This window comes from Novosphingobium sp. ST904, from assembly GCF_001298105.1.
In the GTDB taxonomy this organism is placed as follows: domain Bacteria; phylum Pseudomonadota; class Alphaproteobacteria; order Sphingomonadales; family Sphingomonadaceae; genus Novosphingobium.
In genome coordinates, this window is sequence record NZ_LGJH01000149.1 from 42,669 (window position 1) to 65,690 (window position 23,022).

At 63.7% G+C, this 23,022-nt stretch carries 29 protein-coding genes and 1 tRNA gene; 6 read left to right on the forward strand and 24 right to left on the reverse strand.

The genetic code is table 11. The features are described 5' to 3' along the window. Nucleotides 1-5: 5 nt before the first annotated feature. Genes ADT71_RS15570 through ADT71_RS15580 form a run of 3 tightly spaced genes read right to left on the reverse strand, consistent with a single transcriptional unit; the run spans nt 6 to nt 2,304 of the window. Nucleotides 6-965: a hypothetical protein gene (locus ADT71_RS15570; protein WP_054438263.1), complete on the reverse strand. Its 960-nt coding sequence runs from the start codon at nt 963-965 to the stop codon at nt 6-8. Continuing rightward, complete coding sequence (locus ADT71_RS15575) at nt 965-1,597, reverse strand: phage tail protein I (RefSeq protein WP_054438265.1); 633 nt, start codon at nt 1,595-1,597, stop codon at nt 965-967. The genes ADT71_RS15570 and ADT71_RS15575 overlap by 1 nt, the downstream gene beginning before the upstream one ends. Then, nucleotides 1,594-2,304 (reverse strand): baseplate J/gp47 family protein, encoded by a 711-nt coding sequence (locus ADT71_RS15580; protein WP_054438268.1) that lies wholly within the window; start codon nt 2,302-2,304, stop codon nt 1,594-1,596. Before ADT71_RS15580 ends, ADT71_RS15575 begins: the two co-directional genes overlap by 4 nt. Before the next feature lie 11 nt (nt 2,305-2,315). On the opposite strand from ADT71_RS15580, the gene ADT71_RS15585 reads away from it, so the two are divergent. Next, a complete protein-coding gene (locus ADT71_RS15585) occupies nt 2,316-2,579 on the forward strand; it encodes a hypothetical protein (RefSeq protein WP_054438269.1) in 264 nt (87 codons plus the stop codon). 148 nt (nt 2,580-2,727) lie between these two features. Here ADT71_RS15585 and ADT71_RS15590 read toward each other — a convergent pair whose 3' ends face one another. From ADT71_RS15590 to ADT71_RS15640, 11 genes are all read right to left on the reverse strand, one after another. Then, entirely contained in the window at nt 2,728-3,000 is a 273-nt protein-coding gene (locus tag ADT71_RS15590) for a BrnA antitoxin family protein (RefSeq protein ID WP_054438271.1), read from the reverse strand. Beyond that, the gene (locus ADT71_RS15595) at nt 2,997-3,242 is read right to left on the reverse strand and encodes a BrnT family toxin (protein ID WP_054438274.1); all 246 of its coding nucleotides are present in this window, start codon (nt 3,240-3,242) and stop codon (nt 2,997-2,999) included. The genes ADT71_RS15590 and ADT71_RS15595 overlap by 4 nt, the downstream gene beginning before the upstream one ends. A gap of 60 nt (nt 3,243-3,302) precedes the next feature. Beyond that, nucleotides 3,303-3,782 (reverse strand): phage virion morphogenesis protein, encoded by a 480-nt coding sequence (locus ADT71_RS15600; RefSeq protein WP_054438276.1) that lies wholly within the window; start codon nt 3,780-3,782, stop codon nt 3,303-3,305. 4 nt (nt 3,783-3,786) lie between these two features. Next, on the reverse strand, nt 3,787-4,275 hold the full coding sequence (locus ADT71_RS15605; RefSeq protein WP_054438279.1) for a phage tail protein: 489 nt from the start codon (nt 4,273-4,275) through the stop codon (nt 3,787-3,789). A 3-nt stretch (nt 4,276-4,278) separates the two neighbouring features. Further along, on the reverse strand, nt 4,279-4,494 hold the full coding sequence (locus ADT71_RS15610) for a tail protein X (protein WP_054438283.1): 216 nt from the start codon (nt 4,492-4,494) through the stop codon (nt 4,279-4,281). Further along, nucleotides 4,491-4,691, reverse strand: coding sequence for a hypothetical protein (locus ADT71_RS15615; RefSeq protein WP_082370381.1), 201 nt, complete (start codon nt 4,689-4,691; stop codon nt 4,491-4,493). Before ADT71_RS15615 ends, ADT71_RS15610 begins: the two co-directional genes overlap by 4 nt. A gap of 1 nt (nt 4,692) precedes the next feature. Beyond that, entirely contained in the window at nt 4,693-4,908 is a 216-nt protein-coding gene (locus ADT71_RS15620; protein WP_054438286.1) for a hypothetical protein, read from the reverse strand. After that, entirely contained in the window at nt 4,908-5,402 is a 495-nt protein-coding gene (locus tag ADT71_RS15625; RefSeq protein WP_054438291.1) for a head completion/stabilization protein, read from the reverse strand. The genes ADT71_RS15620 and ADT71_RS15625 overlap by 1 nt, the downstream gene beginning before the upstream one ends. 119 nt (nt 5,403-5,521) lie before the next feature. Then, complete coding sequence (gene gpM / locus ADT71_RS15630) at nt 5,522-6,280, reverse strand: phage terminase small subunit (protein WP_054438295.1); 759 nt, start codon at nt 6,278-6,280, stop codon at nt 5,522-5,524. A 161-nt stretch (nt 6,281-6,441) separates the two neighbouring features. Next, nucleotides 6,442-7,563, reverse strand: a complete 1,122-nt coding sequence (locus ADT71_RS15635) for a P2 family phage major capsid protein (protein ID WP_054438297.1) — start codon at nt 7,561-7,563, stop codon at nt 6,442-6,444. Nucleotides 7,564-7,612: 49 nt separating this feature from the next. Further along, nucleotides 7,613-8,449 carry a capsid scaffolding protein gene (locus tag ADT71_RS15640; protein ID WP_054438299.1) on the reverse strand — a complete coding sequence of 279 codons (837 nt, stop codon included), beginning with the start codon at nt 8,447-8,449 and terminating at the stop codon, nt 7,613-7,615. A 147-nt stretch (nt 8,450-8,596) separates the two neighbouring features. Here ADT71_RS15640 and ADT71_RS15645 point away from each other — a divergent pair, with 147 nt between their 5' ends. The 3 genes from ADT71_RS15645 to ADT71_RS15655 all read left to right on the forward strand — a co-directional run bounded on the left by ADT71_RS15645 (nt 8,597) and on the right by ADT71_RS15655 (nt 12,606). Further along, the gene (locus ADT71_RS15645) at nt 8,597-10,552 is read left to right on the forward strand and encodes a terminase large subunit domain-containing protein (protein WP_156336621.1); all 1,956 of its coding nucleotides are present in this window, start codon (nt 8,597-8,599) and stop codon (nt 10,550-10,552) included. Between the two features lie 11 nt (nt 10,553-10,563). Continuing rightward, nucleotides 10,564-11,652 (forward strand): phage portal protein, encoded by a 1,089-nt coding sequence (locus ADT71_RS15650; RefSeq protein WP_082370384.1) that lies wholly within the window; start codon nt 10,564-10,566, stop codon nt 11,650-11,652. A gap of 141 nt (nt 11,653-11,793) precedes the next feature. Beyond that, the gene (locus ADT71_RS15655) at nt 11,794-12,606 is read left to right on the forward strand and encodes a DNA adenine methylase (protein WP_054438303.1); all 813 of its coding nucleotides are present in this window, start codon (nt 11,794-11,796) and stop codon (nt 12,604-12,606) included. 119 nt (nt 12,607-12,725) lie between these two features. Here ADT71_RS15655 and ADT71_RS31445 read toward each other — a convergent pair whose 3' ends face one another. The 4 genes from ADT71_RS31445 to ADT71_RS15665 form a co-directional block, all read right to left on the reverse strand. Then, a complete protein-coding gene (locus ADT71_RS31445) occupies nt 12,726-13,415 on the reverse strand; it encodes a hypothetical protein (protein ID WP_132468683.1) in 690 nt (229 codons plus the stop codon). 217 nt (nt 13,416-13,632) lie between these two features. After that, nucleotides 13,633-13,956, reverse strand: coding sequence for a hypothetical protein (locus tag ADT71_RS15660; RefSeq protein WP_054438304.1), 324 nt, complete (start codon nt 13,954-13,956; stop codon nt 13,633-13,635). Nucleotide 13,957: 1 nt separating this feature from the next. Further along, nucleotides 13,958-14,131 (reverse strand): hypothetical protein, encoded by a 174-nt coding sequence (locus tag ADT71_RS32200; protein WP_165913182.1) that lies wholly within the window; start codon nt 14,129-14,131, stop codon nt 13,958-13,960. An 80-nt stretch (nt 14,132-14,211) separates the two neighbouring features. Then, nucleotides 14,212-14,844 (reverse strand): SOS response-associated peptidase, encoded by a 633-nt coding sequence (locus ADT71_RS15665; protein ID WP_054438306.1) that lies wholly within the window; start codon nt 14,842-14,844, stop codon nt 14,212-14,214. A 733-nt stretch (nt 14,845-15,577) separates the two neighbouring features. On the opposite strand from ADT71_RS15665, the gene ADT71_RS15670 reads away from it, so the two are divergent. Beyond that, nucleotides 15,578-15,653: transfer RNA gene (locus ADT71_RS15670), tRNA-Val, on the forward strand. Here ADT71_RS15670 and ADT71_RS15675 read toward each other — a convergent pair. The 6 genes from ADT71_RS15675 to ADT71_RS15700 all read right to left on the reverse strand — a co-directional run bounded on the left by ADT71_RS15675 (nt 15,610) and on the right by ADT71_RS15700 (nt 22,091). After that, a complete protein-coding gene (locus tag ADT71_RS15675; protein WP_369818275.1) occupies nt 15,610-15,963 on the reverse strand; it encodes a YHYH domain-containing protein in 354 nt (117 codons plus the stop codon). The two genes, ADT71_RS15670 and ADT71_RS15675, sit on opposite strands and share 44 nt — an antisense overlap. Before the next feature lie 42 nt (nt 15,964-16,005). Further along, entirely contained in the window at nt 16,006-16,929 is a 924-nt protein-coding gene (locus ADT71_RS15680; RefSeq protein WP_054438309.1) for an SDR family NAD(P)-dependent oxidoreductase, read from the reverse strand. 50 nt (nt 16,930-16,979) lie between these two features. Continuing rightward, nucleotides 16,980-18,200: a CaiB/BaiF CoA-transferase family protein gene (locus ADT71_RS15685; protein WP_054438311.1), complete on the reverse strand. Its 1,221-nt coding sequence runs from the start codon at nt 18,198-18,200 to the stop codon at nt 16,980-16,982. Continuing rightward, a complete protein-coding gene (locus tag ADT71_RS15690) occupies nt 18,197-19,219 on the reverse strand; it encodes an alpha/beta hydrolase (protein ID WP_231635914.1) in 1,023 nt (340 codons plus the stop codon). The genes ADT71_RS15685 and ADT71_RS15690 overlap by 4 nt, the downstream gene beginning before the upstream one ends. Before the next feature lie 109 nt (nt 19,220-19,328). Beyond that, nucleotides 19,329-20,390: a MaoC family dehydratase N-terminal domain-containing protein gene (locus ADT71_RS15695; protein ID WP_231635915.1), complete on the reverse strand. Its 1,062-nt coding sequence runs from the start codon at nt 20,388-20,390 to the stop codon at nt 19,329-19,331. A gap of 105 nt (nt 20,391-20,495) precedes the next feature. Beyond that, complete coding sequence (locus ADT71_RS15700; protein ID WP_054438316.1) at nt 20,496-22,091, reverse strand: acyl-CoA synthetase; 1,596 nt, start codon at nt 22,089-22,091, stop codon at nt 20,496-20,498. Between the two features lie 129 nt (nt 22,092-22,220). Here ADT71_RS15700 and ADT71_RS15705 point away from each other — a divergent pair, with 129 nt between their 5' ends. After that, entirely contained in the window at nt 22,221-23,012 is a 792-nt protein-coding gene (locus ADT71_RS15705) for an IclR family transcriptional regulator (protein WP_054438318.1), read from the forward strand. The last annotated feature ends 10 nt before the right edge of the window (nt 23,013-23,022 follow it).

Here is a 23,022-nt window from a genome sequence, read left to right on the forward strand (position 1 = left end):
CTCTCTCAGACGCCGATCGTGCGGATCCACACGGTGATCGTGCGGTTGTCGGCATTCCAAAGGCGGATGCCGGTGGGCGGGGCGCCAACGATGGCGGTGATGCCGGTGTTGTCCTGGACGTCGGTGATGCCGCCCGCCGTGCTGACGGCGAGCGATGGATTGACCCATTCGGTGTGGGCCACCGGCAGATTGAAGGTGACGTAAGTGTCCTGGGGGATATCGACTTTCCCCCAAGTCACCTTCTTGCCCGAGGCGTAGACCTCATAGCCGCCGTTCTCGATCAGGCTTCTTTCGACGATCCGGTCATATGCAGAGCCGTGGAAGCCATCGAGAAGATCGGCATCGAGCGCGGACCCGGCACCATGGACGGTCAGCAGCTTCGCGAGCACATCGGCGGCGGTGTAGGCATCGGCATCGAGCGGCGTGAAGCCCAGCCAATCGAGCAGCGATGCCTTGGCGACGGCGGCCGTGAGCGCACGCAGTTCGTCCAGCCCGGCCTTGGCTTCGGCCAGCGTGGCCAGTTCCACCACGCCGCGCATTTCCGTGGTGGCGGGCGGGTTCGTGAACAGGGCGTTCCCGTATTCGATGTTCGCGGCAACGTCGCTGCCGAACGAGATATCGAAAGCCAGCAGGGCGAAGGCCAGCGCCGCCTTGCTCAGGATCACGTCGGCGCCGGTATAGATCGCAAAGAGCACGCCGTCCGACATGAACAGGCCAAGCCCGGTGGCGGACCACACATCGGCGGAATAGTCGTAGGCGGTGAGGTGCGTGATGTTTGCCGCCGCCGCGAGGCCGGATGTCACATCGATCCGCTTGAATTCGCCCGGCAGCACGGTGAGCGTGGGGGCATAGTCGAACGGGGTGGCGGTGAGGCCAAGGTGGGACAGGACCACCTTGTCGGAGCCGGCGGCGCCCTGCACGGCGGCAAGGCCCGCGTCAGTCAGCTTGAGGGCAAGCGAGGCCATCAATGGGTCTCCAGATAATCGAGCCCGTCCTCGGTCAGAACGGGCTCACCGATTTCGGTTTGAAGGACGAGCGACCAGTCGCGGCTTGCATCGTGCTGCGCCTGGTAGTCGGCGCGGTGCGTGCCCCCGGCGAGCCCGCCAGCGGCCATGAACAGAGTGGCCTGTGCTTCCAGCGACTGGACGAAATCGAAGTGGGAGCGCAGCGGCTTGGCGGCGGCCACATCGCGGATGATGGATTCTGCCGTCTCGGCGGTCAGGAACTCGGCGCCGATCTCCAGCGCCGGGGCGCGCACTTCGAAGGTATGGGGAACGCCCACCGGGTCCATCTGCCACCATTCGACAACCGACAGCAGCGGATGGAAGCGGGCGAGCACTTCCTCAACAGCGGCGCGCGTGCCCTTGCGTTTGTGGAAGGCCACGGCCCCCGCCACTGCTGCACGCTTTTCGGCGACGGTCCACGTCGTATCCCAATGGCTGATCGCCAGTTCCCATCCAAGGAAAGGCAAGACGTCTGCCTGACAGGCAAACGGGTTCTTGAGCGCGGCAACCCTGGACAGATCGACGCGGACCAGAAGCGCCTGTTCAAGGGCGATTTCGGCGGCAGTGGAGTTGGGCGGAAGCAGGCTGGTCACCAGACAGTGCCCCCGATGGAGACATCGATCGTGTCCGCGTCGGCGAACTGCGACAGGTCTATAGGACCGTCTACGGCCGGGGAGATCAGTTCGACGCGGGCGACATTGCCCACGAACAGTGCCGCCGTGTGCGCTGACGGTTCGATATCGCGGCCGAGCCGCCGGGCTTCCTTCAGGTAGGCATCGAGCTTCGCCAGGGCCGTTTCAAGGATCAAGTCCTGGTCAGGCCCGGCGAAGGGATAGATGCGGGCTTCGATATCGTAGCCGATCCGTTCTGCCGGGCGGACCCGCACGCGATCGGTCATCGGGCGGACGTCGCCCTGAAGCGCGCTGTCCACAGCGGCCACGACTGCGGCCGGGGGCACGCCCGTGCCGCTGTTCGACATCACGGTGATGTTCACATCGCCCGGCCAGTCTGCCGCGTCCAGCGCGGCGGTCATGTCCGCTACGAGAGCATCGGATGCGGCATGGGCGGCAAGCACGTCCAGCACCAGCGACCGGATATCCTCCGGCTCCGGGGATTCGGCCGAAACGTCTGCGACATCACCATGCGCCGACATGGCGTGGAATTTGTAGGCCAGCTCGGGACCGGCAACGGAGAAGCGGTGCGGCGCAAGCTGGATACGCAGCTTGTAGGGCGCATCCTTTTCCATGACGGCGGCCGCCGTGTCCGTGGCCGGGGTGACGACCAGGCGCGGGCAGTCCACGATCGCGCGAGATGATCGAGGTTCGCCCCGGTGGCAAAGGCCAGCAGCAGCGCGCGGCCGGTATCGGCGAACGACTGGACAAGGACCGTTTCGTCGTAGCTGTCCGACTCCAGCAGGATCATTGCCGGATCGCTTTCCACCAGCGCGGAGAATTCGGGCATCAACGAGATCAGGCGGGCAAGCTTGCCCGCGAGCCGCGTTTCATAGTCCGGCGTATCGACCGATACCGGCGGGGGCAGCGCGGAAAGGTCCACCGAGGGCGAGGAGGCGATTGATCCGACCATGGCCCATGGCATGGTCCAGCTTCACACGCGCGCGGTAGGGTATGTGGGGGTAGAGGCTGGCGCTACCTAGCGGCCCGGGCGAGACAACATGCGCCGACCGGCTTGCGGATCGGGGCTCCCCCGATCACCGCGTGAAAACTCAGTGTTTGGCGACTATTTCGCGCAGGGCGTCATCGATGCGCGATTGCCAGCCCGGCCCGCCCTTCTTGAAAAAGTCCACAACCTCGGGCGAAAGCCGGATCGTGGTGCTGACCTTCGTCGGAGCCTTCTGCGCTCCGCGTGCGCGCATGGTCTTCGCCAGATGCGGGAACGCTTCGGCGAAGGGTACGGCCTTGGCGATATCCGCTTCCGTCCATTCCGGGTTGTCGCTGACCGCGTCCATGTCGGCCTGTGTGATCTTGGGTTCGGTCATGACATCAGCCTCCGTTCGTTCTTGCTGGCGGGGCGGGCCGAAATGATCGAGATGCCTTCGGTGCCCAGCGTGGCGAAGATCACCGCGATAACGCCGTTCATGCGCCCGATGGCAGCGAAGCGGCCATCCTTGGCTTCGCGAACCAGCGCCGAAGCGAAGAAATCCTCGCCAATGTCCGCGAAGTCAATGCCGTGCTTGGCAAGGTTCACGATGCGCTTCGGTTCGTCCCATACGATGATCATGGGTTTTTTGTAGTTACGATTTGACATGGCGTCAAGCACTAATCGTAAATACAATTTGAACTATTTACCCGGTTCGATCAGGGATTCGGCGACTTCCATCACGATGCGCTCATCGCTTGGCGCGAAGCCGAGCAGGCGGCGGATGGGGTAGCGGGCGCGGATCGGGGAATGGTTCGGGCGGTAGCCAATCGTCGTGGTTTCGCCGAACTGGCTGACCGATGCGACGCGGTCCACGTTGCCGGATGCGGGCCGGATTTCGACTCCGCCCTCGTCCGCGTCGATTTTCCAGTTTCGGAGGCGGCGCAGGCCCTTGAACATCTTGCCGGTCTGGCGCCTGCGAAGGCGCCCGCGCCTGTCCTTGCGGGGCTTGCGCGGCTCCATGGGGCGGCCGTCCGGCTCCACGTTTTCGGCAATGCGCTTCACGTTCGCGAGGCGTAGCGCCTGTCCCAGTTTGAGGGAGCCGCGCCGCATCTGTGCAGGTTCCAGCCCCGCAAGGATGCGGCCAAACCACTCGCTAAACTGGTTCAGGTCTTCGGCCACGGGCTCAATCGTCCCAAGGTGGCAGGTCTTCGGTCGCCTCGAAGCCGGTCAGCGCCGGGGGCGGCTGCGTGCCAGTGATGCTGAGCGGATCCGTGAACAGCGGATCGGGCTCGCCGCGATAATCAAGCGCAACGCTGCCATCGGGATTGGGCGTAGCGACCACCACCTGATCAAGCTGAAGTTGGATCAGAACGTCGGCAGTCTTGTTGTCGAGGATATCAGCGTCGAAGCTGAAACCTTCGGCGTTCGGCACCATCAGTTCCGGCTGATTGGTGCGCAGCCACATGAACACGGCCAGCGCCAGGACGGCAAGATCGGTGGCCATCTCCACGACCAGGACGTTGAGCTGGAATGCAAAGCAGAGGCCGCGATTCTCGGTCAGCGTGGATTTCGCGGAGCCGCGCTCGATCCAGATGCGGATGCGATCAGGATCGCGCTTCAGTTCGGGCAGCGCGCCATAGATGGCGTCGCGCAGGGTTTCGATCTTGCGCATGGGTCAGTCCCAGAGCTTGACGGTTTCGAGGATGGCGGGCGCGGCGGTGGCGAGGTCCGGCAAGGTGACCACGGTTCCGGCGGGCAGGCGCGTGCCGAGCGCGGCAAGGCCGGGATTGAGCGCCAGCACCTGTTCGGTAACGCCGCGCGTGCGGCCCAGCTCGCGCCAGCAAATGGCGTCCACGGTGTCACCGTCGAGCGCGGTGGCGGTCGTGGTCATTGCTGTGCCGGGTGATTGATCGCGCGGCGAGCCGGGCGACCGAGGATCATGTACTGCAGATCATGGACCTTGTTACAGAATTCGGCGCGATCCCGCACATGCTCTTCGGGTAGTTTTAGAAACGCGTTCCAGACTTCGCCAATCATCGTGACCAGAGCGTGTTCCTCATCGGTCAAACGTTCATCGCCGGACATCATGTCAAAACCTGCTAATAAATTCGATCAGGGCCGCTTCGATCGCATAACCATCGGAGCCGTCTGGCGTGTCCGTGACCTCAAGACTGATCTGCTTGCCGTTGCGCATGGAGATGCACAGAGAGGGGCCGCCAATTGCCATCGGCGCGACCCACCAGTGCGAGATTTCCTCGATCACGATGGCTTTCGAGCCGACGCGATAAATACGCATGCTCTTCATCAGATAAGTTCCACCCGGTTGCGCGGCACCGGCTTGTCGGCGCCGATGCTGCGGAGGTCCGCCACGGCGCCGAGCGCCAGCGCTCGCTGATCGTCAGCCGAGGTATCCTTCTCGGCCGCGCGGTCGAGGCCGTCGTCAGTGGCCGAGATATCGCGGTACTGGTCGTACAGCTCGGCCCCGGCGAAATAGCGCACCACGCGCTCCCACAGGACCTCCGCGATGTTGCGGTCGTTGATCGTGGTGGTGGTGACGGCGGCAAGCGAGGCGGCGCCCTCGGCGACGCGGGCGCTGCGCCATTGCGACAATTCGCGGAAGGCATGCAGCATCCCGCCTTCGATTGCGGCGGTGAGCCGGGGTTCGGGCACGGTGCCATCGCCAATGCGGATCACGTCGCGCACGGCGGCGAGCTTGACCGGGGGGAACCAGCCATCGGCCACAACCTGCGCATCAGGCGAATCGGCTTCTGGGGCGGGAAAGGCGATCAGGCCGGTCATGGGCGATCCTTTGGCGAGGGCGAGAGCGGTTTTCGGGGGGTGGGGACGGTTTGGTTCGGCATGGCCGCAAGCGGATCCCGATCAGACCGTCCGCCCCCCGAGCGCCGTGGGGCGGTCCGTTATTCGGTGGGGGCGCCTGTGGGCGTCAGCTTCTTGAGCTGGGCGTCGAGGCGCTTGATATCGGTCTTCACGCCGACGCCGGGATCCAGCACGCGGGCACGGTTGAGATGGACGAGCGCTTCCGTGACGAAAGCCGCCTTCCCACCGGCGGGCGCATTGTCGGCGGCGGGATCGAGATCCTCGGCCTTGCGGTCGTAGGCGCGGCCGATGGCCTTGTGCAGCTTGGCCTTGGCTTGATCGGGCATGTCGGCGCCGTCCACCAGTGCCAGGACGTGCAAGAGCTGTTCGAGCGAGATGAGTTCGTGCTGCTCCAGCGCGGTATCGGCAAAGCTTTCGGCGAGGAAGCACGCGGGGGTGCGCTTGAAGCGTTCGGGCAGGACGAGGCCGAACTTGATGACGTGGGCACCGATCCGCAACGCGTAATCGTAGTCGCGGTAGTCCAGCGCCCAGATCATGTTGGTCACGAGGATTTCGTCCTGCGCGGCCAGTCCCTGTTCGCCGGCAGTGAGGACGCCTTCGATCCAGTCCGCGAACGTCTTGGCGAATTCGGCCTTCATCGGGTTGCGTGCTTCGACCGAATCGATGTCGTGCATCGTGCGGATGTTGTCGTGCAGCACGACGCGCAGCGTGGCGTATTCGAGGCCGGCTTCGCTGTCCGGCTTGGGTTCGGCCGGTGCAGCGCGATGGCTGACGTGGTTGGGGCCCGCGCTCTTGAGGCCACGGACCATCTGCTGATGGCGACGGAAGGGGCTGACCATGCGGGGCTCTCCTATGATCTGGGGAAATGGCCGCATATCCGGCGGCGGCCGCCGCAGACAGGAAGGTGCGAAACCATCTGCCCCCGGCCTATGTTCTGGGCTCTTGCGGATGCCGGCCCGGATGCCAGCATTCCGCCATCAATGCCCTCTCCGGGGTGGTATTAGGGGCGGTCACCGAAGGTGATGTTCTCGGCCATCACGGCGAAGTCGGTGTCTTCGATCACGTAGCCTTCGTTGACCGAGTTGTAGTCGACCAGGCCCGCCATGTTTTCCGGTTCATCCTTGATGTACCGGCGGCGCGATTCCTCCTGGTAGTACATCGACAGGTTCGAGCTGTTTTCCGCATTGGGCTTGCCCAGCGGCGTGATCAGCATCGTGCCTTCGGGGAAGAAAGGCGCGATAGCTGCCGGACGGCCGCCGATCTGCTTGGACGACATGACGATATCGGAAACGGTCTGGTCGCTGGTGGACTTTCCACCGTCGATCGTGTCCGCAAGCGGGCGGTTGACCATCGGGAAGTACTTCTCGTCCACCAGATCCTGGCTGACGACCACCACATGATCGGTTGACTGGCGCGCGTAGCTCGGCATGCCGGCGATCAGGTCATAGGCGAGCGCGTCGATGTTCTTGTAGTCGCCGTCTGCCGTGTCCGAGTTCTTGCCGATGTAGATCGGCTTGGCGGCGCCGGTCGCGGTCGTGACATCGCCGTTGGTGACAGTTTCGCGGCCCATGACATGGCTGGCCTTTTCGACGCGCAGCTTCTGCAGCCAACCGATATTGAGGTCTTCGCCAAGCGGGTTCTCCTCGGGATCGGAATCCGTCGCCGCTTCGACGCCGTTCCAACCGACCATGATGCGGGTAAGGCCGATGGAGGTGGCGACGTGCTTGGCATAGCGCTGGGCGAAGTCAGGGAACTTCGACCATGCATCGATGACTTCCCACGGCAGGTACGTGTCGAACAGCGTGCTGTAGAGCTTGTATTCGCGGTCCTGCAGGTTGCCCACGTAGGCGGGCTTGCGCGGCAGGTTCGGGCGCGAAATGCGGCGACCGACCATGTTGTTGGTGCCGAGGCCGAGAACTTCGCCGATCAGATCGCGGCGCGGCATGATGTTGATGCGCGACAAGAAGCCGACGCTTTCGCGCTGCAAATCCTCAAGGCGCTGTTCGCTGGTGGGCGAAAGGGAGAACTGGCGGCCGATGTTGGTGACGCCATTTGCATGCCCGATGGCATTGAAAAGGCCGTCCAGGCGCTCGCGGCCGCGATCGGAGAGAGAGTAACCCATGGTCTATGGTCCTGTTTAGAAAATGCGGGGCGGCGGTGGATGGATCGGCTCAGAAGACGCCGGCGAAATCGCCCGCGCCACCATCACTCGGGGGGCGGCGGCTGAACTTGTTGGACGGGGTTTCTTCCTGCACCTTCTCGACCTTGCTCAGCTTTACGCCGATGGCATCGACCTCGGAGCGGAGTTCGGTGCGGAGGGCGCCGATCTCGTCCGAGAAGGACTTGCCGAGTTCGCCGAAGAGCACCTTGATCTGGCTGAAATCGAACGCGGCCGGTGCTGAGGGTTCCGCTTCCTTGGGCGGGGTAACTTCGGCCTTCGGAGGGGTGAACTTGGCCGAGAAGCTATCGAGCATGGCGCCGAACTTGGTCAGGAAGCTGTCGCCGCTGGCACTGCTGCCTTCGTTGGCGAACTCGATAGTGTCGGCGATGTCGCGCGAATAGACTTCGGTGCCGGGGAGCTGGCGGTTGAACTGCAGGCGTTCGGTGGCGATCGAGGCTGGGCTGTCGGTGAGCGCGCAGCCCATGAGGTAAGCGAAGCCCTTTCCCGCGAAGTTGGGCTCGATCTCGATCGAGGGATAGACCTTCTGGCCGGCATCGTTGAGCGCCTTGGCATCCTCGTTGATGTCGAACACGCCGTAGAGGCCGGTGCGCTTTTCCTTCTTGCCGTTGAAATCGACCTCGACCTCGGCCGTTGAAAGTTCGGTCACGTCGCCGAACGCGCGGAACGGGGCCTGCCCGGTTGCGCCGCGAATATGCTCGATGTTGAGACGCGCGCCGTAGGTCTTCGGGTTGTAGCTTTCCGCCATTTCAGTGAGCAGCTTGGGCTCAATGTTGCGGCCGTCCACGGTCGGGCCGGAAGTGGCGAGAAGGAAGGCTTTGGTCTTCATGGTTCGGGCTCCGCGTTCGGTCCTGATCTGGGCGATTACGGCGCCCGGCGTTCGATGAGGACTTGAAGCCCGACCGCCTGCATTCTCGCAACGCGCGGGCGCGGTGACGCTGGGCTTTACCCGCGCAGGCCATGCCCGAGGGGGGCGGTGCCGGTGCATGGCATGGTCATGCCCAATGCCCGCCCTGCCAAAAGCGCGAAGAACGCTGCGACGGTTAGCCGTCAGGTGGGGCGTGCCCTGCGCCGGGAAGCCCGCTCGCTATTCTGGCGCGGGTGGCAACTGACCCAGATCGAGGAGGAGCTGGGGGTCAATTACAACACGCTGGCGAGCTGGTCGCGCCGGGATGGGTGGGAGACCCATCCAGCGGTGGACATCATCGACGACCGGATCGAGGTGAAGGTTGCCAACCTGCTCGACAAGGAGCCCCTGACCGAAGGGGACATGAAGCGTATCGACTTCCTGACGCGCCAGCTTGAGCGGACGGCGCGGATCCGCAAGTACAACGAGACCGGCCGGGAGGGCGATCTCAACCCCAAGGTCGGCAATCGGAACAACGATCAGGCCAAGGCCAAGCGTGCGGAGAAGCGCAAGAATTTCCTGACGCTGGAGCAGTGGCAGGCGCTGCTTGACGACTTCCACAAGCGCAATTTCGAATACCAGGAACTGTGGTGGGAACAGCGCAATCAGCGCACCCGCAAGATCCGGAAGAGCCGTCAGGTCGGCGCGACGTGGTACTTCGCCCGCGAGGCGCTGGCCAAGGTGGCCGAGGCTGTGCTTGCCGGTGTGGGCCGAGAAGAGCTGTCGCTCGAAGAAGCTCCGCGCAACCAGATCTTCCTTTCCGCATCAGAGCGGCAGGCCCTCAAGTTCCGGCGCGAGATCACGGGATGGGTTCGCCGCGTCACCGGCGTGGAACTCAAGGGCAAGATCATCACCCTCGATTTTGCCGGGCAGTACCCGGAAGACGAGGATGGCGATGCCACCGGCCCCGCGCTCGATCAGGTCGGGTTCTACTTCCTGTCGACCAACTCGGCGACGGCGCAGGGCGAAAGCGGCGACCTCTACTTCGACGAATACGCATGGGTGCATGGCTTCGCGGAACTGAACCGCGTGGCCAGCGGCATGACCACGCACAAGATCTACAAGGAAACGTACTTCTCGACGCCGTCCACCAAGACGCACGCGAGTTACGCCTGGTGGTCTGGCGAGGAGTGGAACGCGGGCCGCGATCGTCGCGCGCAAAAGCCGTTCGACATCAGCCTGAAGAACCTGCGGCGCGGCGCCATCATGCCCGATGGAAGCTGGCAGCAGATCCTGACGATCCACGACGCCTGCAAGATGGGCCTGGCCAAACTGGTCGACGTGGAGATGCAGCGGGCCAAGTATTCGGAGGAGGCGTTCCGCAACCTCTACGAGTGCGAGGACGTAGACGATTCCGAAAGCAGCTTCCCGTTCAACCGGATCGCCCCGGCGCGCGTGGACAGCTTCTACAGGTGGCGCGATTTCAAGCCTGCGCTGATCGAGATACCGGGCGGGCGCCCGTTCGGCGATCTGCCGGTCTGGATTGGGTACGACCCCAACAAGCAGGGGCGCGACGACGCGGCGCTGGTGGTGGTGGCGCCGCCCGAACAGGCGGGCAAGGGCAAGTTCCGGGTGCTGGAAAAGCACCGGCTCAACGGGCGCGATTTCGAAGGGCAGGCCGATTTCATCAAAAAAGTGGCCCAGCGCTACCGCGTGACGGACATTGCGATCGACACCACCGGCCATGGTCAGGCGGTGTGGGAGATCGTGTCCAGGTGGTTCCCGATGGCCCGCAGGATCGAATATTCCGTCGCCGTCAAATCCGCGCTGGTCATGAAGGGCCAGAACATTTTCCGCAATCAGCGCATCGAGTTCGACCAGGAGTGGACGGACCTCATGGCTGCGCTGATGGCGATCCGCCCGGCGCTGACCGGGAGCCAAAAGGGCGTCACCTACGTCGCCAAGCGCAATGGCGAGATCGGCCACGCCGACGTCGCATGGGCGCTTCTCAATGCACTTTCCAACGAGCCGCTGGACGTCGCCACTGCCGGTGAAGGCAGCAGCGGGCGCGTGGTCCCCTTCTGATAGGAGTTTTCATGACCGAGACCACCGATGTTGTCCCCGTGGCGCATGCAGAGGGGCAGGCCGCCAAGGCCAGCCCGACCGTGACCGCTTTCCGCTTCGGCGATCCCGAAAGCGTGATCGATAGCCGCGAGCTGAGCCAGTACTTCGAGATGTGGCACAACGGCCGCTGGTACGAGCCGCCGCTGCCGATGGGCAAGCTGGCCCAGACCTTCAACATGAGCCCCTATCACCGCAGTGCGATCGCGCTGAAAGTGAACATTCTGGTTGCCCAGCAGACACCGTCTCGCTGGCTTGGCTCCGATGCTTTCGAACGGTTCGCGCTCGACTTCCTCCAAATGGGCAACGGCTATCTGGAACATGTGCCGAACATGGCGGGCGGGCTTGCCCGGGCAGACCATGCCCCGGCGCTGCACACGCGGCCGGGCATCGAGGCGGGCAAGTACTGGTTCGTGAACGGTCCGATGGGCGACATCCACGAATTCCCGATCGGCCGCATCTTCCACCTGCAGCAGCCGGACGTGGCGCAGGAAATCTTCGGGATGCCGGAGTGGCTGTCGGCGCTGCAATCGGGCCTGCTCAACGAGAACGCCACGCTGTTCCGCCGGAAATACTACCTCAACGGGGCGCACGCGGGCTTCGTCTTCTACCTTTCCGAACCGCTGGCCGACACGCAGATGGCGGACGCGATCACCGATCAGCTCAAGAGCGCCAAGGGCCGGGGGAACTTCCGCAACCTGTTCATGCACATTCCGGGCGGGAAGAAGGACGGTGTGCAGATCGTGCCGCTCTCGGACGTGACCGCGAAGGACGAGTTCACCAATATCAAGACCATGAGCCGTGACGATATGCTCGCTGCGCACCGCACGCCGCCCCAGCTTATCGGCATCGTGCCCACGAACAGCAGCGGGTTCGGCAAGGTGAGTGAAGCCCGGGACGCCTACTACGAGACCGAGATCGTGCCGATCGCGAGGCGCATGCTCCGCATGAACGACTGGTTCGGCGTGCAGGTCCTGGCCTTCGCCGATTACTTGCTCTCGGATGGGCAGATCATCCGGCAAGTGGGTAACGGGTTCCAGAAGCTGCCCGCCGGCACGCGGTGAGTTTGCCCTGCCGAGAGGCGGGGGACAGGGGCGCGGCAACGCCCAAGTCCGACGAGAGAAGTTCGTCATGATCCAGATCGTCCCGCCCCGGGACCATCCCGCCTGCCGACTCGGCGCGGGAACAAATAAGGAACATGATTGATGATGTCGAATCCCGCGCTCGCGCTGTCCCCGGTGGATCCAGTGCGGCCGCTCGCGCCCTACATCGGCGGCAAGCGCGCGCTCGCCAAGCGCCTGGTCGCGCTGATCAACTCCATCGAGCATCAGGCCTATGCTGAGGTGTTCGTGGGCATGGGAGGCGTGTTCCTGCGCCGCGACCAGAAGCCCAAGGCCGAGATCATCAACGACTGGTCGGAGGACGTGGCGACGTTCTTCCGCGTGATCCAGCACCACTACCTCGCCTTCCTGGACATGTTGCGCTGGCAGATCACGAGTCGCGCCGGTTTCGAGAAGCTGCTGGCGCTGGAGCCCAGCTCACTCACCGACATGCAGCGGGCGGCGAGGTTCCTCTATCTCCAGCGTCTGGCATTCGGCGGGAAGGTGCGCGGCAAGACGTTCGGCGTGGTAGTGGATGGCGGGGCGCGGTTCGACGTGACCAAGCTCGCCCCCATGATCGAGGCGGTGCATGAGCGGCTTGCCGGCGTCGTGATCGAGCGCTTGCCCTGGTCGGATTTCATCACCCGGTACGATAGGCCGGGGACGCTGTTCTACCTCGACCCGCCCTACTACGGCAGCGAGGGCGACTATGGCCGCGACATGTTTGATCGCAGCCAGTTCGAACAGATGGCCCTGCAGCTGCGCGGCCTGCGCGGCCGGTTCATCCTGTCACTCAACGATCATCCCGAGGTGCGCCGGATCTTCGCCGGGTTCGACTTCCGGGAGGAGGAGCTGGCCTACACAGTGGGCGGCGGGGGCAATGCCAAGGCCGTGCGCGAGGTAATTGTTTCGAATTGATGGCAAGGGGCGGCGTCAGATTGGTGACGCCGCCTTTTTTGACAAGCGCGCTTCGATCGTTCTGCAACGGCTGAATTGGGTGGTAAGGTGCCAGTTCGCTTTAGCGAGTGTGATGACGCTTACAGTTTGCTTTTATCCCGCTCACCTTGGGCACTAGCTTCGGCTGCTGCGGCCGACGATGCTGCTTGAGCAGCGGTATTGCTCAGGTAGCTCACCTCGAGAGTTGCCCTCTGACCTCGATCATTTGGACACTTGACTATCTGCGAGTCCACTTCGTTGTTTGCGATATTCTGTGCTAACAGCATCAACTTTCCACTTGCCCCATAGGTATGCTGAGGAACCGTCCCTGGTTCAAGCCTTAGCAGCACTCGCGTTGGCGTAGTATCGAACGTGTTACGTATAGCTACGAGTTGGCGATCTTCTGTCACCTCACGCTGAGCCATAGCGTTTCCATATTTTTGAATTAGCAGTTCACGAAGACTCTCGTACTTCTGAGTGGCGCGGCTCAAGCATGCATCAGTCTGAAGGTGAACAGTAGTTAAGCCCGACGAACTGAATACAAGGCTTGCCTTGTACTGGAGGCCGTCAACCTCAATGCCATCCCCTACATACCCAATGTTGAGGCGAGAACCTTTACTTGTCTTCTTGACAGTCACTCCCCCAATGCCGTCGACCGCGCGAAGCGCGCTTGCTGCCTCTTCCACCGACATCCCTTCGCGAAGAGTTTGCCATAGAACGAGGCGTTGGTCCTCGGTTGGTGCCGAGATCACCCCTGAGGCGGCAGCCACTAAAAGAAGAACAACCGTCATTAATTAGCTTCCCCATTGCCCTCAATCTTTTATCGGATTGAGCATGCATCTGTCGAGAGGCTAGAGGCCCTAACGTGGGAACGTCCCGAATGGGCGGTCGCGGACCGACAGCTTTTCTCGCGTAACATAGGGCGGCCTCGCCTGAACGAGCGGCCTCTTTTGATCAATGGAAAATACCTGCTGTCCGGGGGTAATGGGCGCGAAGCTGACGAATGGCCTAACCTCGAAAGCGATTGATCGCCCGCTTCCACACGGGTTCATCCGGCATGGGAAGGCTGATCGTTGGCGGATCGCTGCACGTCTCAAGCGTGATCGCGGTGAACCTCCAAGAGCGCTGTTTCTTGCACTCGCTGCAGTAGAAGCGCCGCTTGGCCTGGACGAATGACCCGTTCCAGCCGCGCCGTTCGAAGAGCCACCACAAGGCGTGCGGATCGAACACGGCCGTGTGCCCGCACTTGCAGGTCAGCCTGATCGAATAGGACCACGCGGCCGCTTCGAAGATGCTGTTCGCAATCTTCAGGCCATCGGCGCAGCGTGCCACATCAACGCGCGCCCTGGCGCTTGGCCAGTACGGTCGCGCAGGCAATGGCGCCAGTCATGTAGGGGCCGTCGTCTTGCTCCCCCGTGCGGATTTGCCTCAGAAACTCGCGGTTATCTAGCCCTCGCTGCTCCAGCGCCCGCGCCACTGCGTCACGGATTTCGGCAATCTGTTCCATTTTCGCTACTCCGCAAAATGGAACATATGAAGAACAGAAATCGAGTCGGTCAACAGCAGTGCGACCAATGGATGGCAGCTTCAGAGCAGCGTTGCCGACGCCGCGCTGGATGATCGCTTGAACCAAGGTTCGTCCGTGCGATCGACGATCAGCGGCTCGGAATAGACGCGGCATAGGGCGAGCGCCTCGTCCGGCGTCCCGGTGGTCCAGCGGTCCCAATCGTCGCGGGAAAGGATGGTCGGCATGCGGTCGTGAACGTCCGCCATCTGATCGCAGCCATCGACCATCACCATGGAGTAGGCATTGCCCCACTCGGCCGTGGGCCGCCAGATGCCCGCGACCGCGAAGAGATCGTCATCCGGCAGCGAGTACCATGTGCGCGTCATGCTGCCCTTCGCGCCCTCGGCTTCCGCCCATGCGGTTACCGGGATCAGGCAGCGCCGGTGCCGGAAACTGTCGATCCAGAAGCCGGTGTGCAGCTTGTCCTCGCGCGTGTTGTTCACCGGCTTCGGTTTCAGCGGTGCGCCGGTCTTCTTGCTCTTGAGCACGAGGGGGAAGCCCCAGTTCATCGCGCGGACTTCGCCCTCTGCAACGACCAGGCCGGGATAGCCGGGGTAGATCTCGGCCGCGAAATTCGGCGCGGCCGATGTCCTGGCTCGGAATAGCGCCGCGACCGCGTCGGCCGCCTTCGTCAACCGGTAGAGATTGCACATGCGGGGATGGTGCGCCGAGCGTCGCTGGACGTCAATCGGCTCACCGGGACGCACCTGGGCGAGGGAACCGCGGCTAAGCCTTCGAAACGCCCTCACCCCCACGCCTCGCTTTCTCCTTCTTCGTCGAGAATTGTGCATTTGGCCGAGCTGGGCGTGCAGCCGACAGCCACCCCCATTCGTCGCTAAGGCCTAATGTTTCTAATGCGCCGTCGAGGAAGGCCAAAGACCCGCAGAATTTAGCCATTCTTGCCATTAGAACCGCGATCTAATCTGGCCTAATATTTTCAGGCCTCAAACCTTATGTCACTGGAAAACAAGGATATTTATCGATCTAGAAATTACCCTCTCTCTCTATAATTTGATTATAACAAGATTAGTAATTTATTAGACCGTAAGACATTGAAATTTCGTGCTTATTAGAAACATTAGGCGTTGGCGACGCATACCCCATACCCTTGAGAATTCGACGGTAGGCAGCGGCCTTCAGCGAAGCGTTCTTGATCGCTAACACCCTGCCCAAGGTCTGAAGCCGATGTGCGGAATTGTGCGCGAGCGTGCGTTCGGAGACCGCATTGCGGGGAGCCTGCGAGATAGGCGTGATCTGGTCGGGACTATGTCGGGACTCTAGGTCCCGATCTGTTCCATCCGAGCCCGCTTTGTTCCGAAACGAGGGGAGTTGACGCGGCCGCAAAATCGCTTATTTGGCGCGTTCTGCGGCGCACACAGCGCGTCCGGGCGGTTAGCTCAGTTGGTAGAGCATCTCGTTTACACCGAGAGGGTCGGGGGTTCGAGCCCCTCACCGCCCACCATTTCCTTCCTATTCGCAGGCGATTCCATCGCGTCCCGGTCCAGCCCCGGCCGGTATCCCGCGTCGCCACGGCGCAGCGGAGCGGCGCCCGCTGCCCGCGCGCTGGCGCAATTGGGATAATAGCCCGCTCCGCCCGGGGATCGCTGCGGCCTGACAGGCGCGGGCGCGGGCGCGGCCCTGCTGCCGTGGCAATGATAATCCCCCGTCTTGCGGTTGCTATGACAACCGGCCGCATTCACGCCGCCCGGATGGGCCGAAACCGCGCCGGGCAAGGACATCAGGGTGAATGTCAGGCAAATGAGAAAGCGCATCCTGAATGCGCTAGCATTAAATCCTTGAAATGCAGATCATTGTCAGGCGGCCGTGGTCGCCCCGCGAATCACGCCGAAACCATAGAGAAGGTGTTCGAGCTGCCCATCGGGCACCGGCGGAAACGCCACCGTCTCGCCGCCCTGCCGGATAACGTCGATATCTGCGGAAACCTGCTCCAGCGACCAGTCCTGACGGAACGCCCCCTCGTTCTCGGTGATGCGCGCGCGCGCCAGGCGGCCGCCCATCGCCACGAACATTTCGCCGGTGGCCTCGCAGCTTTCGTGACAGAGATAGCCGACCATCGGCGCCACCTGTTCCGGCTCCATCGGCGGGAACTGGCTGGTGTCGATCCCTTCCGACATGCGGGTGACGGCGGCAGGAACGATCAGGTTGGATTTCACATCGGCGTGCTGCCCCTCGATCGCGGCGGTGTTGGACAGGCCCATGAAGCCCGCCTTGCACATCGCGTAAGTCACATTGTCGGACTTGCCGTAGAGCCCGTTGATCGAGCTGGTCAGCACGATGCGGCCATAGCCCTGCGCCATCATGTGCGGGAAAGCCTCACGCACGACGTGGTAGGCGCCCTTCAGATGAACATCGAGGACGCTGGTGAAATCCTCGTAGGAAAGCTCGGAAAGGCTGCCCCGCCGCACGTTGCCGGCCGAGTGGATCAGGATATCGATCCGCCCGAAGGCATCGAGCGCGGCCCCGATGATGGCCTTGCCGCCTTCGGGCGTAGCGACGCTGTCGGTATTGGCCACCGCCTCTCCGCCGGCCGCGCGGATTTCGGCGGCAAGCGCTTCCGCCGGACCTTCCTCGGTGGCATCGCCCGCCATCGAGACGCCAGGATCGTTGATCACCAGCTTGCAGCCCCGGCTGGCCAGCAACAGGGCATGAGCCCGGCCAAGCCCGCGCCCGCCGCCGGTGATCACGGCGACTCTATTGTCGAAGCGCAGGTCTGCCATCTGGAAATCCTCTCAAGTCTTGTCCCGCCAGCCTTGCCCGATGTGGGGGCTCAGGCAACCACTCCGGCGTTCCGCAGCTGCGCAATTCGCTCGGGCGAAAGATCGAGCACGTTGCCAAGGATCGCATCGGTGTGCTCGCCCAATACCGGCGGCGCGCTGGGCACGGGCTGGGGCGCGTCGGTGAAGCGGATCGGGCGATTGACGATGGGGATCGGGCCCAGTGTGCTGTGCTGCGTTTCCACCACCATCTCGCGCTCCACCGCCTGCGGCTGCGCCAGCGCTTCCGACACGCCGAGGATCGGGGCATGCGGCACTTCGTGCGCGGTGAATATCGCCACGAGTTCGTCCACGCTGTGCCGCTCGGTAAAGGCGCTGACGATGGCGTTCACCTCGGCCCGCGCATCGCGGCGCTTCTCCAGGGTGTCGTAGCGCGGGTCTTCGGTAAGTTCGGGCCGGTCGATCGAGCGGCAGATACGGCTCCAGAAGCCCGGCGTGAGGCAGGCGACCACGATCGAGCCCTCCCGCGCCGGGAAAATCCCGTAAGGCACGAGATTGGGATGCTGCGACCCTACCCGGTTCGGGTCCGTGCCGTTGAAGAAGGAAAGCTGCGCGATATAGCCGAGCATCCCGATCAGCCCGTCCATCAGGCTGACGTCGATATGCCGCCCCACCCCGGTCCGCTCGCGTTCGTAGAGCGCCGAAAGGATGCCGATCGGCCCGTTGATCCCGCCAACCAGATCGCCCAGCGGAATGCCCAGCTTGGTTGGCAGTCCGTCAGGCTCTCCGTTCATCGAAAGCGCGCCGGACATGGCCTGCAGCACGATGTCGAAACTGGGCCGGTCCTTGAGCGGCCCGGTCTGGCCATAGCCCGAGATCGAACAGTAGATCAGGCGCGGGTTGATGGCCTTCATCGTATCGTAGCCGAGCCCCAGCCGCTCCATCACACCCGGCCGATAGTTCTCCACCAGCACGTCGCACTTGGCCGCCAGATCGCGAACGAGAGCCAGCCCTTCCTCCGTCTTGAGATCGACGACGATGGACTGCTTGCCGCGATTGACCGCGAGGTAATAGTGGCTCTCCCCATCGCGAAGCGGCGGGAAGGAGCGGGTTTCGTCACCCGTGCCGGGCGGCTCGATCTTGAAAACCTCGGCGCCCATGTCGGCCAGCGCGAGGCTGGCGGCGGGGCCTGCCAGCACGCGGGTAAAGTCGATCACGCGCACACCGGCGAGCGGCCCGGCCCAAGCCCGGTTTACCGGTTCGTCTGCATTCATCGGGACAGGTTCTCGCGAAAGAAGGAGAGGATAGCCGCCACGGCATCGCGCCCCTCGGGCATGTGGAGGCCGTAGTGGTAGCAGTGGCCCATGCCCTCGCCGACGATCAGCGTCGAACGGATGCCGGCCTTGAGCAGCTGCGAATTGGTGAAGATCGCCGGGCTGAGGTCCATCGCGCGGGTGCCGGTGATGATGAGCGTGGGCGGAAAGGTCGCCAGCACGTCCAGGTGATAGCCCGGCCAGGCGCTGGGATCGCGCGGATCGCAGCCGTCGAAATAGCCGCGCGTGATATCCATGGGCGTGCTGCCGTCAGCGGGCGGCGGCGGGAAAGAGGCGTCGATATAGCCTGCGACATAGGCAGACTCTCCGGTTCCGAACGGCACTCCGCCCGCGCCGAAGATGCCCACCGCGCCCGCTTGCGGCAGTCCATGCGCCGGCAGCCAAGCGGCGGCCTGCGCCGTCAGCGCGCCGCCTGCGGAACCGCCATAGATGCCGATCCGGCCGGGGGCATAGTCCGCCAGCAGCGCGGCATAGACCGCCGCGACATCTTCCACGCCTGCCGGATGGCGATGCTCGGGCGCCATGCGATAGTTGACGCTGACGACGCGATATCTGCCAAGCGCGGCAATGGGGATCGCCTCGAGAAGCGCGATCCCGTCCCACCCGACGGTGAAGGCTCCGCCGTGCAGGTTTATCAGCACGCGCTCGGGATCGTGGCTGCCGTCGGCGGGGGTGACGTCCAGCACCTCCACGCCGCCGATGGTGCTGGGGACGATCTCTACCGCGAAATTGTCGCGCAGACGGGCGACGCCTTGCGCGGCATAGGCATTGATCTGTTCACGCCGGGCGGCGATGTCCGCTTCGTTCTCACCGGCGGCATCGAAAGCGGGGGTGGTGGCACGCATGCGCTGGAAGGCTGCGGCTTCCTCGCTCAGCAGGCTGGAAACGGGCAAGGTGAAGGCCGGAACCCGCACATTGCCATTGGCCTCGAACTGCGGCGCTGCTGCATCCTGTCCCACTGCCTGCTCTCCCGTTTTCTCACGGCCACTCATACGACACGGCCCGAACCTTCTGACAAAGGTCCGGGCGAAATCGCCATGCCGCTATCGGCGGCAATGCCTCTTGCGATCAGCCCTTGCTGGGCAGTTCCGCAACGGCGGTGCCGAAGGCCGAGAGTTCGCCGCGATGGGTGGTCGCCTTCTGCGACACTTCGACGAACTTCTTGCCGCCTTCCTCGAACTTGCGCGTCACTTCGCCGGTGATGATGATGGCATCACCGTCCGGGTTGTGGCGGCGGATCTGGCAGTCCGACCTGGTGAGGAAGCCGTCGTCGCCGATCCAGTTGGTCATGTGGTGCGTCAGCCACGAGCAACGCTCCGGACCGTAGTCGTAAGCGCCCGGCGCGCCCACTTCGAGAGCGAAAGCTTCGTCCCAGTGCACGCGCTCGGGGCAGTCCGGCACGTTGAAGCGGTTGCGGATGCCCAGACCCGGGTGGGCCTTCTGCATCTTGTAGGCCAGCTTGTTGGCGCGGATGTAGAGGCCGCCCCAGCCTTGCGCGTAGCAGATGAAGCCGGTGACGGTCATCGGGCCCTTCATCATAGGCGGCAGCTTGTCGCCGACGTTCACGTCCTCGAAGTAGCGCGGGGTGGCGCCGCGGATCTCTTCCTGGTCGTAGATGTCGTAGAATTCGTCGAGCTGTTCCTGGGTGAAGGGCTCAACGCGGCCGCGCGCTTCGGTGTACTTGGTGCCGCGCTCGCGGGCCTCGTCACGGTCGGTACGGAACACCCACGAATCGGCGCCGGCAACCTGCTCACCGTGCTGGTTGAAGAAGTCGACGTGGTAGATCTGCTGGAACGAGCGACCGGCGAACTTGGTCTGATGCTCGACCAGATCCTTGAGATAGGCCACCGTGGTGATGGTGTCGTTGCGCAGCACCGGCTTCTGCCAGGTCCAGTCCGCACCCGCCCACATGGCGTGCACGCCCGAAAGACCGCCGCAGTAGCCCGAGACGATGCGGCTGGTGGTGAAGAGGAACGAAGGCAGCGCGACGATTGAGCCGTACTTCGTGTTCTTCGCATATTCCGGATCGCACCACAGCGGATTGTCGTCGCCGATGCCGTGGGCATAGTGGCGGATCGCGTCACGGGTGGCTTCGTAGTTCCACGGCTCGACGGTGTTCTCGATCTTCACGCCGATGCGGGCGCGCAGATCGTCGAGGCCGGCCTCGTGATCTTGGGGAACTTGGACTCTGCTGTGGTTGCCATTTCGGTACTCTCCTGAATTTTCGGATTGGGTTCAGCCGACCGCTTCGGCGGCCTTCGCCGCTTCGCGATCGCGCAGCATCTTGCGGTGGACCTTGCCGGCCGGGTTCTTGGGAAGCTCGTCCACGAACTCCACGATGCGCGGGAATTCATGCTGGGCGAGCTTCTGGCGGGTGAAGTCCTGAAGCTCCTTGACGAAGGCATCGTCTCCGGCGCGGTTCGCCACGACGAAGGCCTTCACCACTTGCCCGCGCTTCTCGTCCGGCACGCCGATCACGCCGCATTCGAGCACGTTCTCATGCCGCAGCATGGTGTTCTCGATCTCGACGGCGGACATCGTCCAGCCGGCCGAGATGATCACGTCGTCGGCGCGGCCGCAGTGGTAGAAATAGCCGTCCTCATCGATCTTCGCGCGGTCCTTGGTGGTCATCCAGGCACCGCCGCGCCAGAGCATCAGCTCACCGATCTCGCCGGGCGCGGTGGGGGTGCCGTCAGGGCGCTGCACTTCCAGCTTCTGGCCCGGAACCGCCTTGCCCAGCGATCCCGGCTTCACCGTGAAGTCCGGTGCGCCGGGATAGTTCACCAGCACGACGCCGATCTCGGTGGTGCCGTACATCGAGCAGACGGGCACCTTGAATGCCCCGTCGATGAATTCCAGAGTCGCCGGGTCGATCGGCTCCCCGGTGTAGGACAGCTTGCGGAAGTGGAACTTGAAGTCCCCCGCCGCGCCGCTGTTCTTCATCATCCGGTAGTGCGTAGCCGCGGCCGACATGTTGGTGATGCCATAATCGTCCAGCGCCTTCATCAGCCGCACCGGATCGAAGCGTCCGGCGAAAGTGCCAGTGGTGACGCCAAGACCGAGCGGCGCCAGCGTGCCGTGCCACAGACCGTGCCCCCATGCGGGCGAGGACGGGCAGAAGAACTCGTCGCCTTCCCCGTTTGCGGTCCTGGGCCGGATGCCGGTGCCGTAGAGCGCCGCGAACATCAGCGTAACCAGCGCCTTGTGCGTGTGCTTCACCGCCTCAGGCAATTCGCGCGTGGTGCCGCTGGTGTACTGGAACACGGCGAGGTCACCCGCCCTGGTCTTCGGCTCATAGGTCGCCGGATACTTCGCGATCTCGTCCAGCAGGCCATCGTCCGCGACGATCACGCGCAGCCCGTTTTCCGCCGTCACCGCCCCGCGTGCGAGCTCCGCCTTTTCGGCATTGGTGATGAGGATCGATGGCTTGCAGTCGTCGATCCGCAGCTTGAGCGCGTCGGGACCAAACAGCGTGAACAGCGGCACCGAGATCGCCCCGGTCTGCATCGCCCCGAACAGGCAGACGTAGAACGGCAGCGAGGGTTCCAGCATAAAGGCGATCCGCTCACCCGGCTGCACGCCCTCGGCATCGAGCCAGTGCGCGAACCGCGCGGCCCCGGCGGCAATCAGATCGAAGCTGAGGATTTCATCGCGGCCATCTGCGTGGGCAATCCGCACCGCCGGCCGTCCCGAACCATCGGCATGGCGGGTGATGCATTCATGCGCGATGTTCAGCACCTCACGGTCGCCGTCGAACAGGTCCCACAGCGCGGCCGAAGAGGCGTGCGCCTGCGCATCGGCATAGCTCGAAAGGTCGGTCAACTTCACCATCGCTCATCCCGCTTCCGCGCCAGCACGATTCGCTTCTCGCGATTCGGCGCCGACCGTTTGTTCTTGTGTTCAGCAAATGTGATGAAGCAGGCTTGTTTTGTAAATATTGAATGTTATTCTATATATTGAATGACTAGCCCCACAGATCCTCTCGAAGACCCCGTGCGCGCCAGCAAGGCCCCCGCCATCGCCCGGGCGGCAGCCGTGCTGCGCCTGCTCGGCAAACGTGGATCGCCCATGGGGGTACAGGCCGTGGCGCGTGAACTGGGGCTCGTGCCCAGCACCTGTCTCTATGTTTTACGGGCGCTTGTGGCCGAGGAACTGGTCGCTTTCGACCCGGACACCAAGCGCTACGCTCTCGATGCCGGGGTCCTCACCCTCGCCCGCGCCTGGCTGAAACGGGACCAGTTCAACGACCTCGCGCAGTCCCCGCTTGACCGTATCTCGCGCGAGTTCGGACTGACCACATTGGGTGTGCAGATCTTCGGGCTCGACCACATCATCGTCACCGCGATGGCGCAATCGGGCGAGGCTTTCCAACTCTCGACCCAGGTCGGCAGCCGCTTCCCCGCGCTTGTCTCCGCCACCGGCCGCTGCATCGCCGCCTTCGGGGCGCCGGACCTCGAAGCGCTGCGCCCCCGGTTCGAAACGCTGCGCTGGGACGAGGCGCCGTCATGGCAGGAATGGTGCGCGCAAGTCGCCGAAGCGAAGCTGACCGGGATCGCCGTGGACGACGGCCACTATATCGCCGGGGTCACCGTGATCGCGGCGCCGGTGTGGAAAGGCGGTCGCGGCAGCGGCGCCCCCTCCCACGCGCTGGTCGCCATCGGCATCGGCGCGACCTTGCGCGGGGAGATGGACCGGGTGAAGCAGGCGCTGGTCGGCGCTGCGCGGTCCCTCAGCGAGCATCTGGCGGGCTAGGGGAAGTCCA

Bases quoted from the DNA above. Each gene is read 5' to 3' on its own strand.
- ADT71_RS31445 (WP_132468683.1), bottom strand. From the start codon at position 13,415: ATGACGGTTGTTCTTCTTTTAGTGGCTGCCGCCTCAGGGGTGATCTCG.
- ADT71_RS15590 (WP_054438271.1), bottom strand. From the start codon at position 3,000: ATGACCGAACCCAAGATCACACAGGCCGACATGGACGCGGTCAGCGAC.
- gpM (WP_054438295.1), bottom strand. From the start codon at position 6,280: ATGGTCAGCCCCTTCCGTCGCCATCAGCAGATGGTCCGTGGCCTCAAG.
- ADT71_RS15685 (WP_054438311.1), bottom strand. From the start codon at position 18,200: ATGAATGCAGACGAACCGGTAAACCGGGCTTGGGCCGGGCCGCTCGCC.
- ADT71_RS15585 (WP_054438269.1), top strand. From the start codon at position 2,316: ATGATCGAGGTTCGCCCCGGTGGCAAAGGCCAGCAGCAGCGCGCGGCC.
- ADT71_RS15620 (WP_054438286.1), bottom strand. From the start codon at position 4,908: ATGAAGAGCATGCGTATTTATCGCGTCGGCTCGAAAGCCATCGTGATC.
- ADT71_RS15635 (WP_054438297.1), bottom strand. From the start codon at position 7,563: ATGGGTTACTCTCTCTCCGATCGCGGCCGCGAGCGCCTGGACGGCCTT.
- ADT71_RS15700 (WP_054438316.1), bottom strand. From the start codon at position 22,091: ATGGTGAAGTTGACCGACCTTTCGAGCTATGCCGATGCGCAGGCGCAC.
- ADT71_RS15605 (WP_054438279.1), bottom strand. From the start codon at position 4,275: ATGCGCAAGATCGAAACCCTGCGCGACGCCATCTATGGCGCGCTGCCC.
- ADT71_RS15675 (WP_369818275.1), bottom strand. From the start codon at position 15,963: ATGCGCTTTCTCATTTGCCTGACATTCACCCTGATGTCCTTGCCCGGC.
- ADT71_RS15665 (WP_054438306.1), bottom strand. From the start codon at position 14,844: ATGTGCAATCTCTACCGGTTGACGAAGGCGGCCGACGCGGTCGCGGCG.
- ADT71_RS15655 (WP_054438303.1), top strand. From the start codon at position 11,794: ATGATGTCGAATCCCGCGCTCGCGCTGTCCCCGGTGGATCCAGTGCGG.
- ADT71_RS15610 (WP_054438283.1), bottom strand. From the start codon at position 4,494: ATGACCACGACCGCCACCGCGCTCGACGGTGACACCGTGGACGCCATT.
- ADT71_RS15570 (WP_054438263.1), bottom strand. From the start codon at position 965: ATGGCCTCGCTTGCCCTCAAGCTGACTGACGCGGGCCTTGCCGCCGTG.
- ADT71_RS15705 (WP_054438318.1), top strand. From the start codon at position 22,221: ATGACTAGCCCCACAGATCCTCTCGAAGACCCCGTGCGCGCCAGCAAG.
- ADT71_RS15640 (WP_054438299.1), bottom strand. From the start codon at position 8,449: ATGAAGACCAAAGCCTTCCTTCTCGCCACTTCCGGCCCGACCGTGGAC.
- ADT71_RS15595 (WP_054438274.1), bottom strand. From the start codon at position 3,242: ATGATCATCGTATGGGACGAACCGAAGCGCATCGTGAACCTTGCCAAG.
- ADT71_RS32200 (WP_165913182.1), bottom strand. From the start codon at position 14,131: ATGGAACAGATTGCCGAAATCCGTGACGCAGTGGCGCGGGCGCTGGAG.
- ADT71_RS15650 (WP_082370384.1), top strand. From the start codon at position 10,564: ATGACCGAGACCACCGATGTTGTCCCCGTGGCGCATGCAGAGGGGCAG.
- ADT71_RS15680 (WP_054438309.1), bottom strand. From the start codon at position 16,929: ATGGCAGACCTGCGCTTCGACAATAGAGTCGCCGTGATCACCGGCGGC.
- ADT71_RS15615 (WP_082370381.1), bottom strand. From the start codon at position 4,691: ATGATGTCCGGCGATGAACGTTTGACCGATGAGGAACACGCTCTGGTC.
- ADT71_RS15625 (WP_054438291.1), bottom strand. From the start codon at position 5,402: ATGACCGGCCTGATCGCCTTTCCCGCCCCAGAAGCCGATTCGCCTGAT.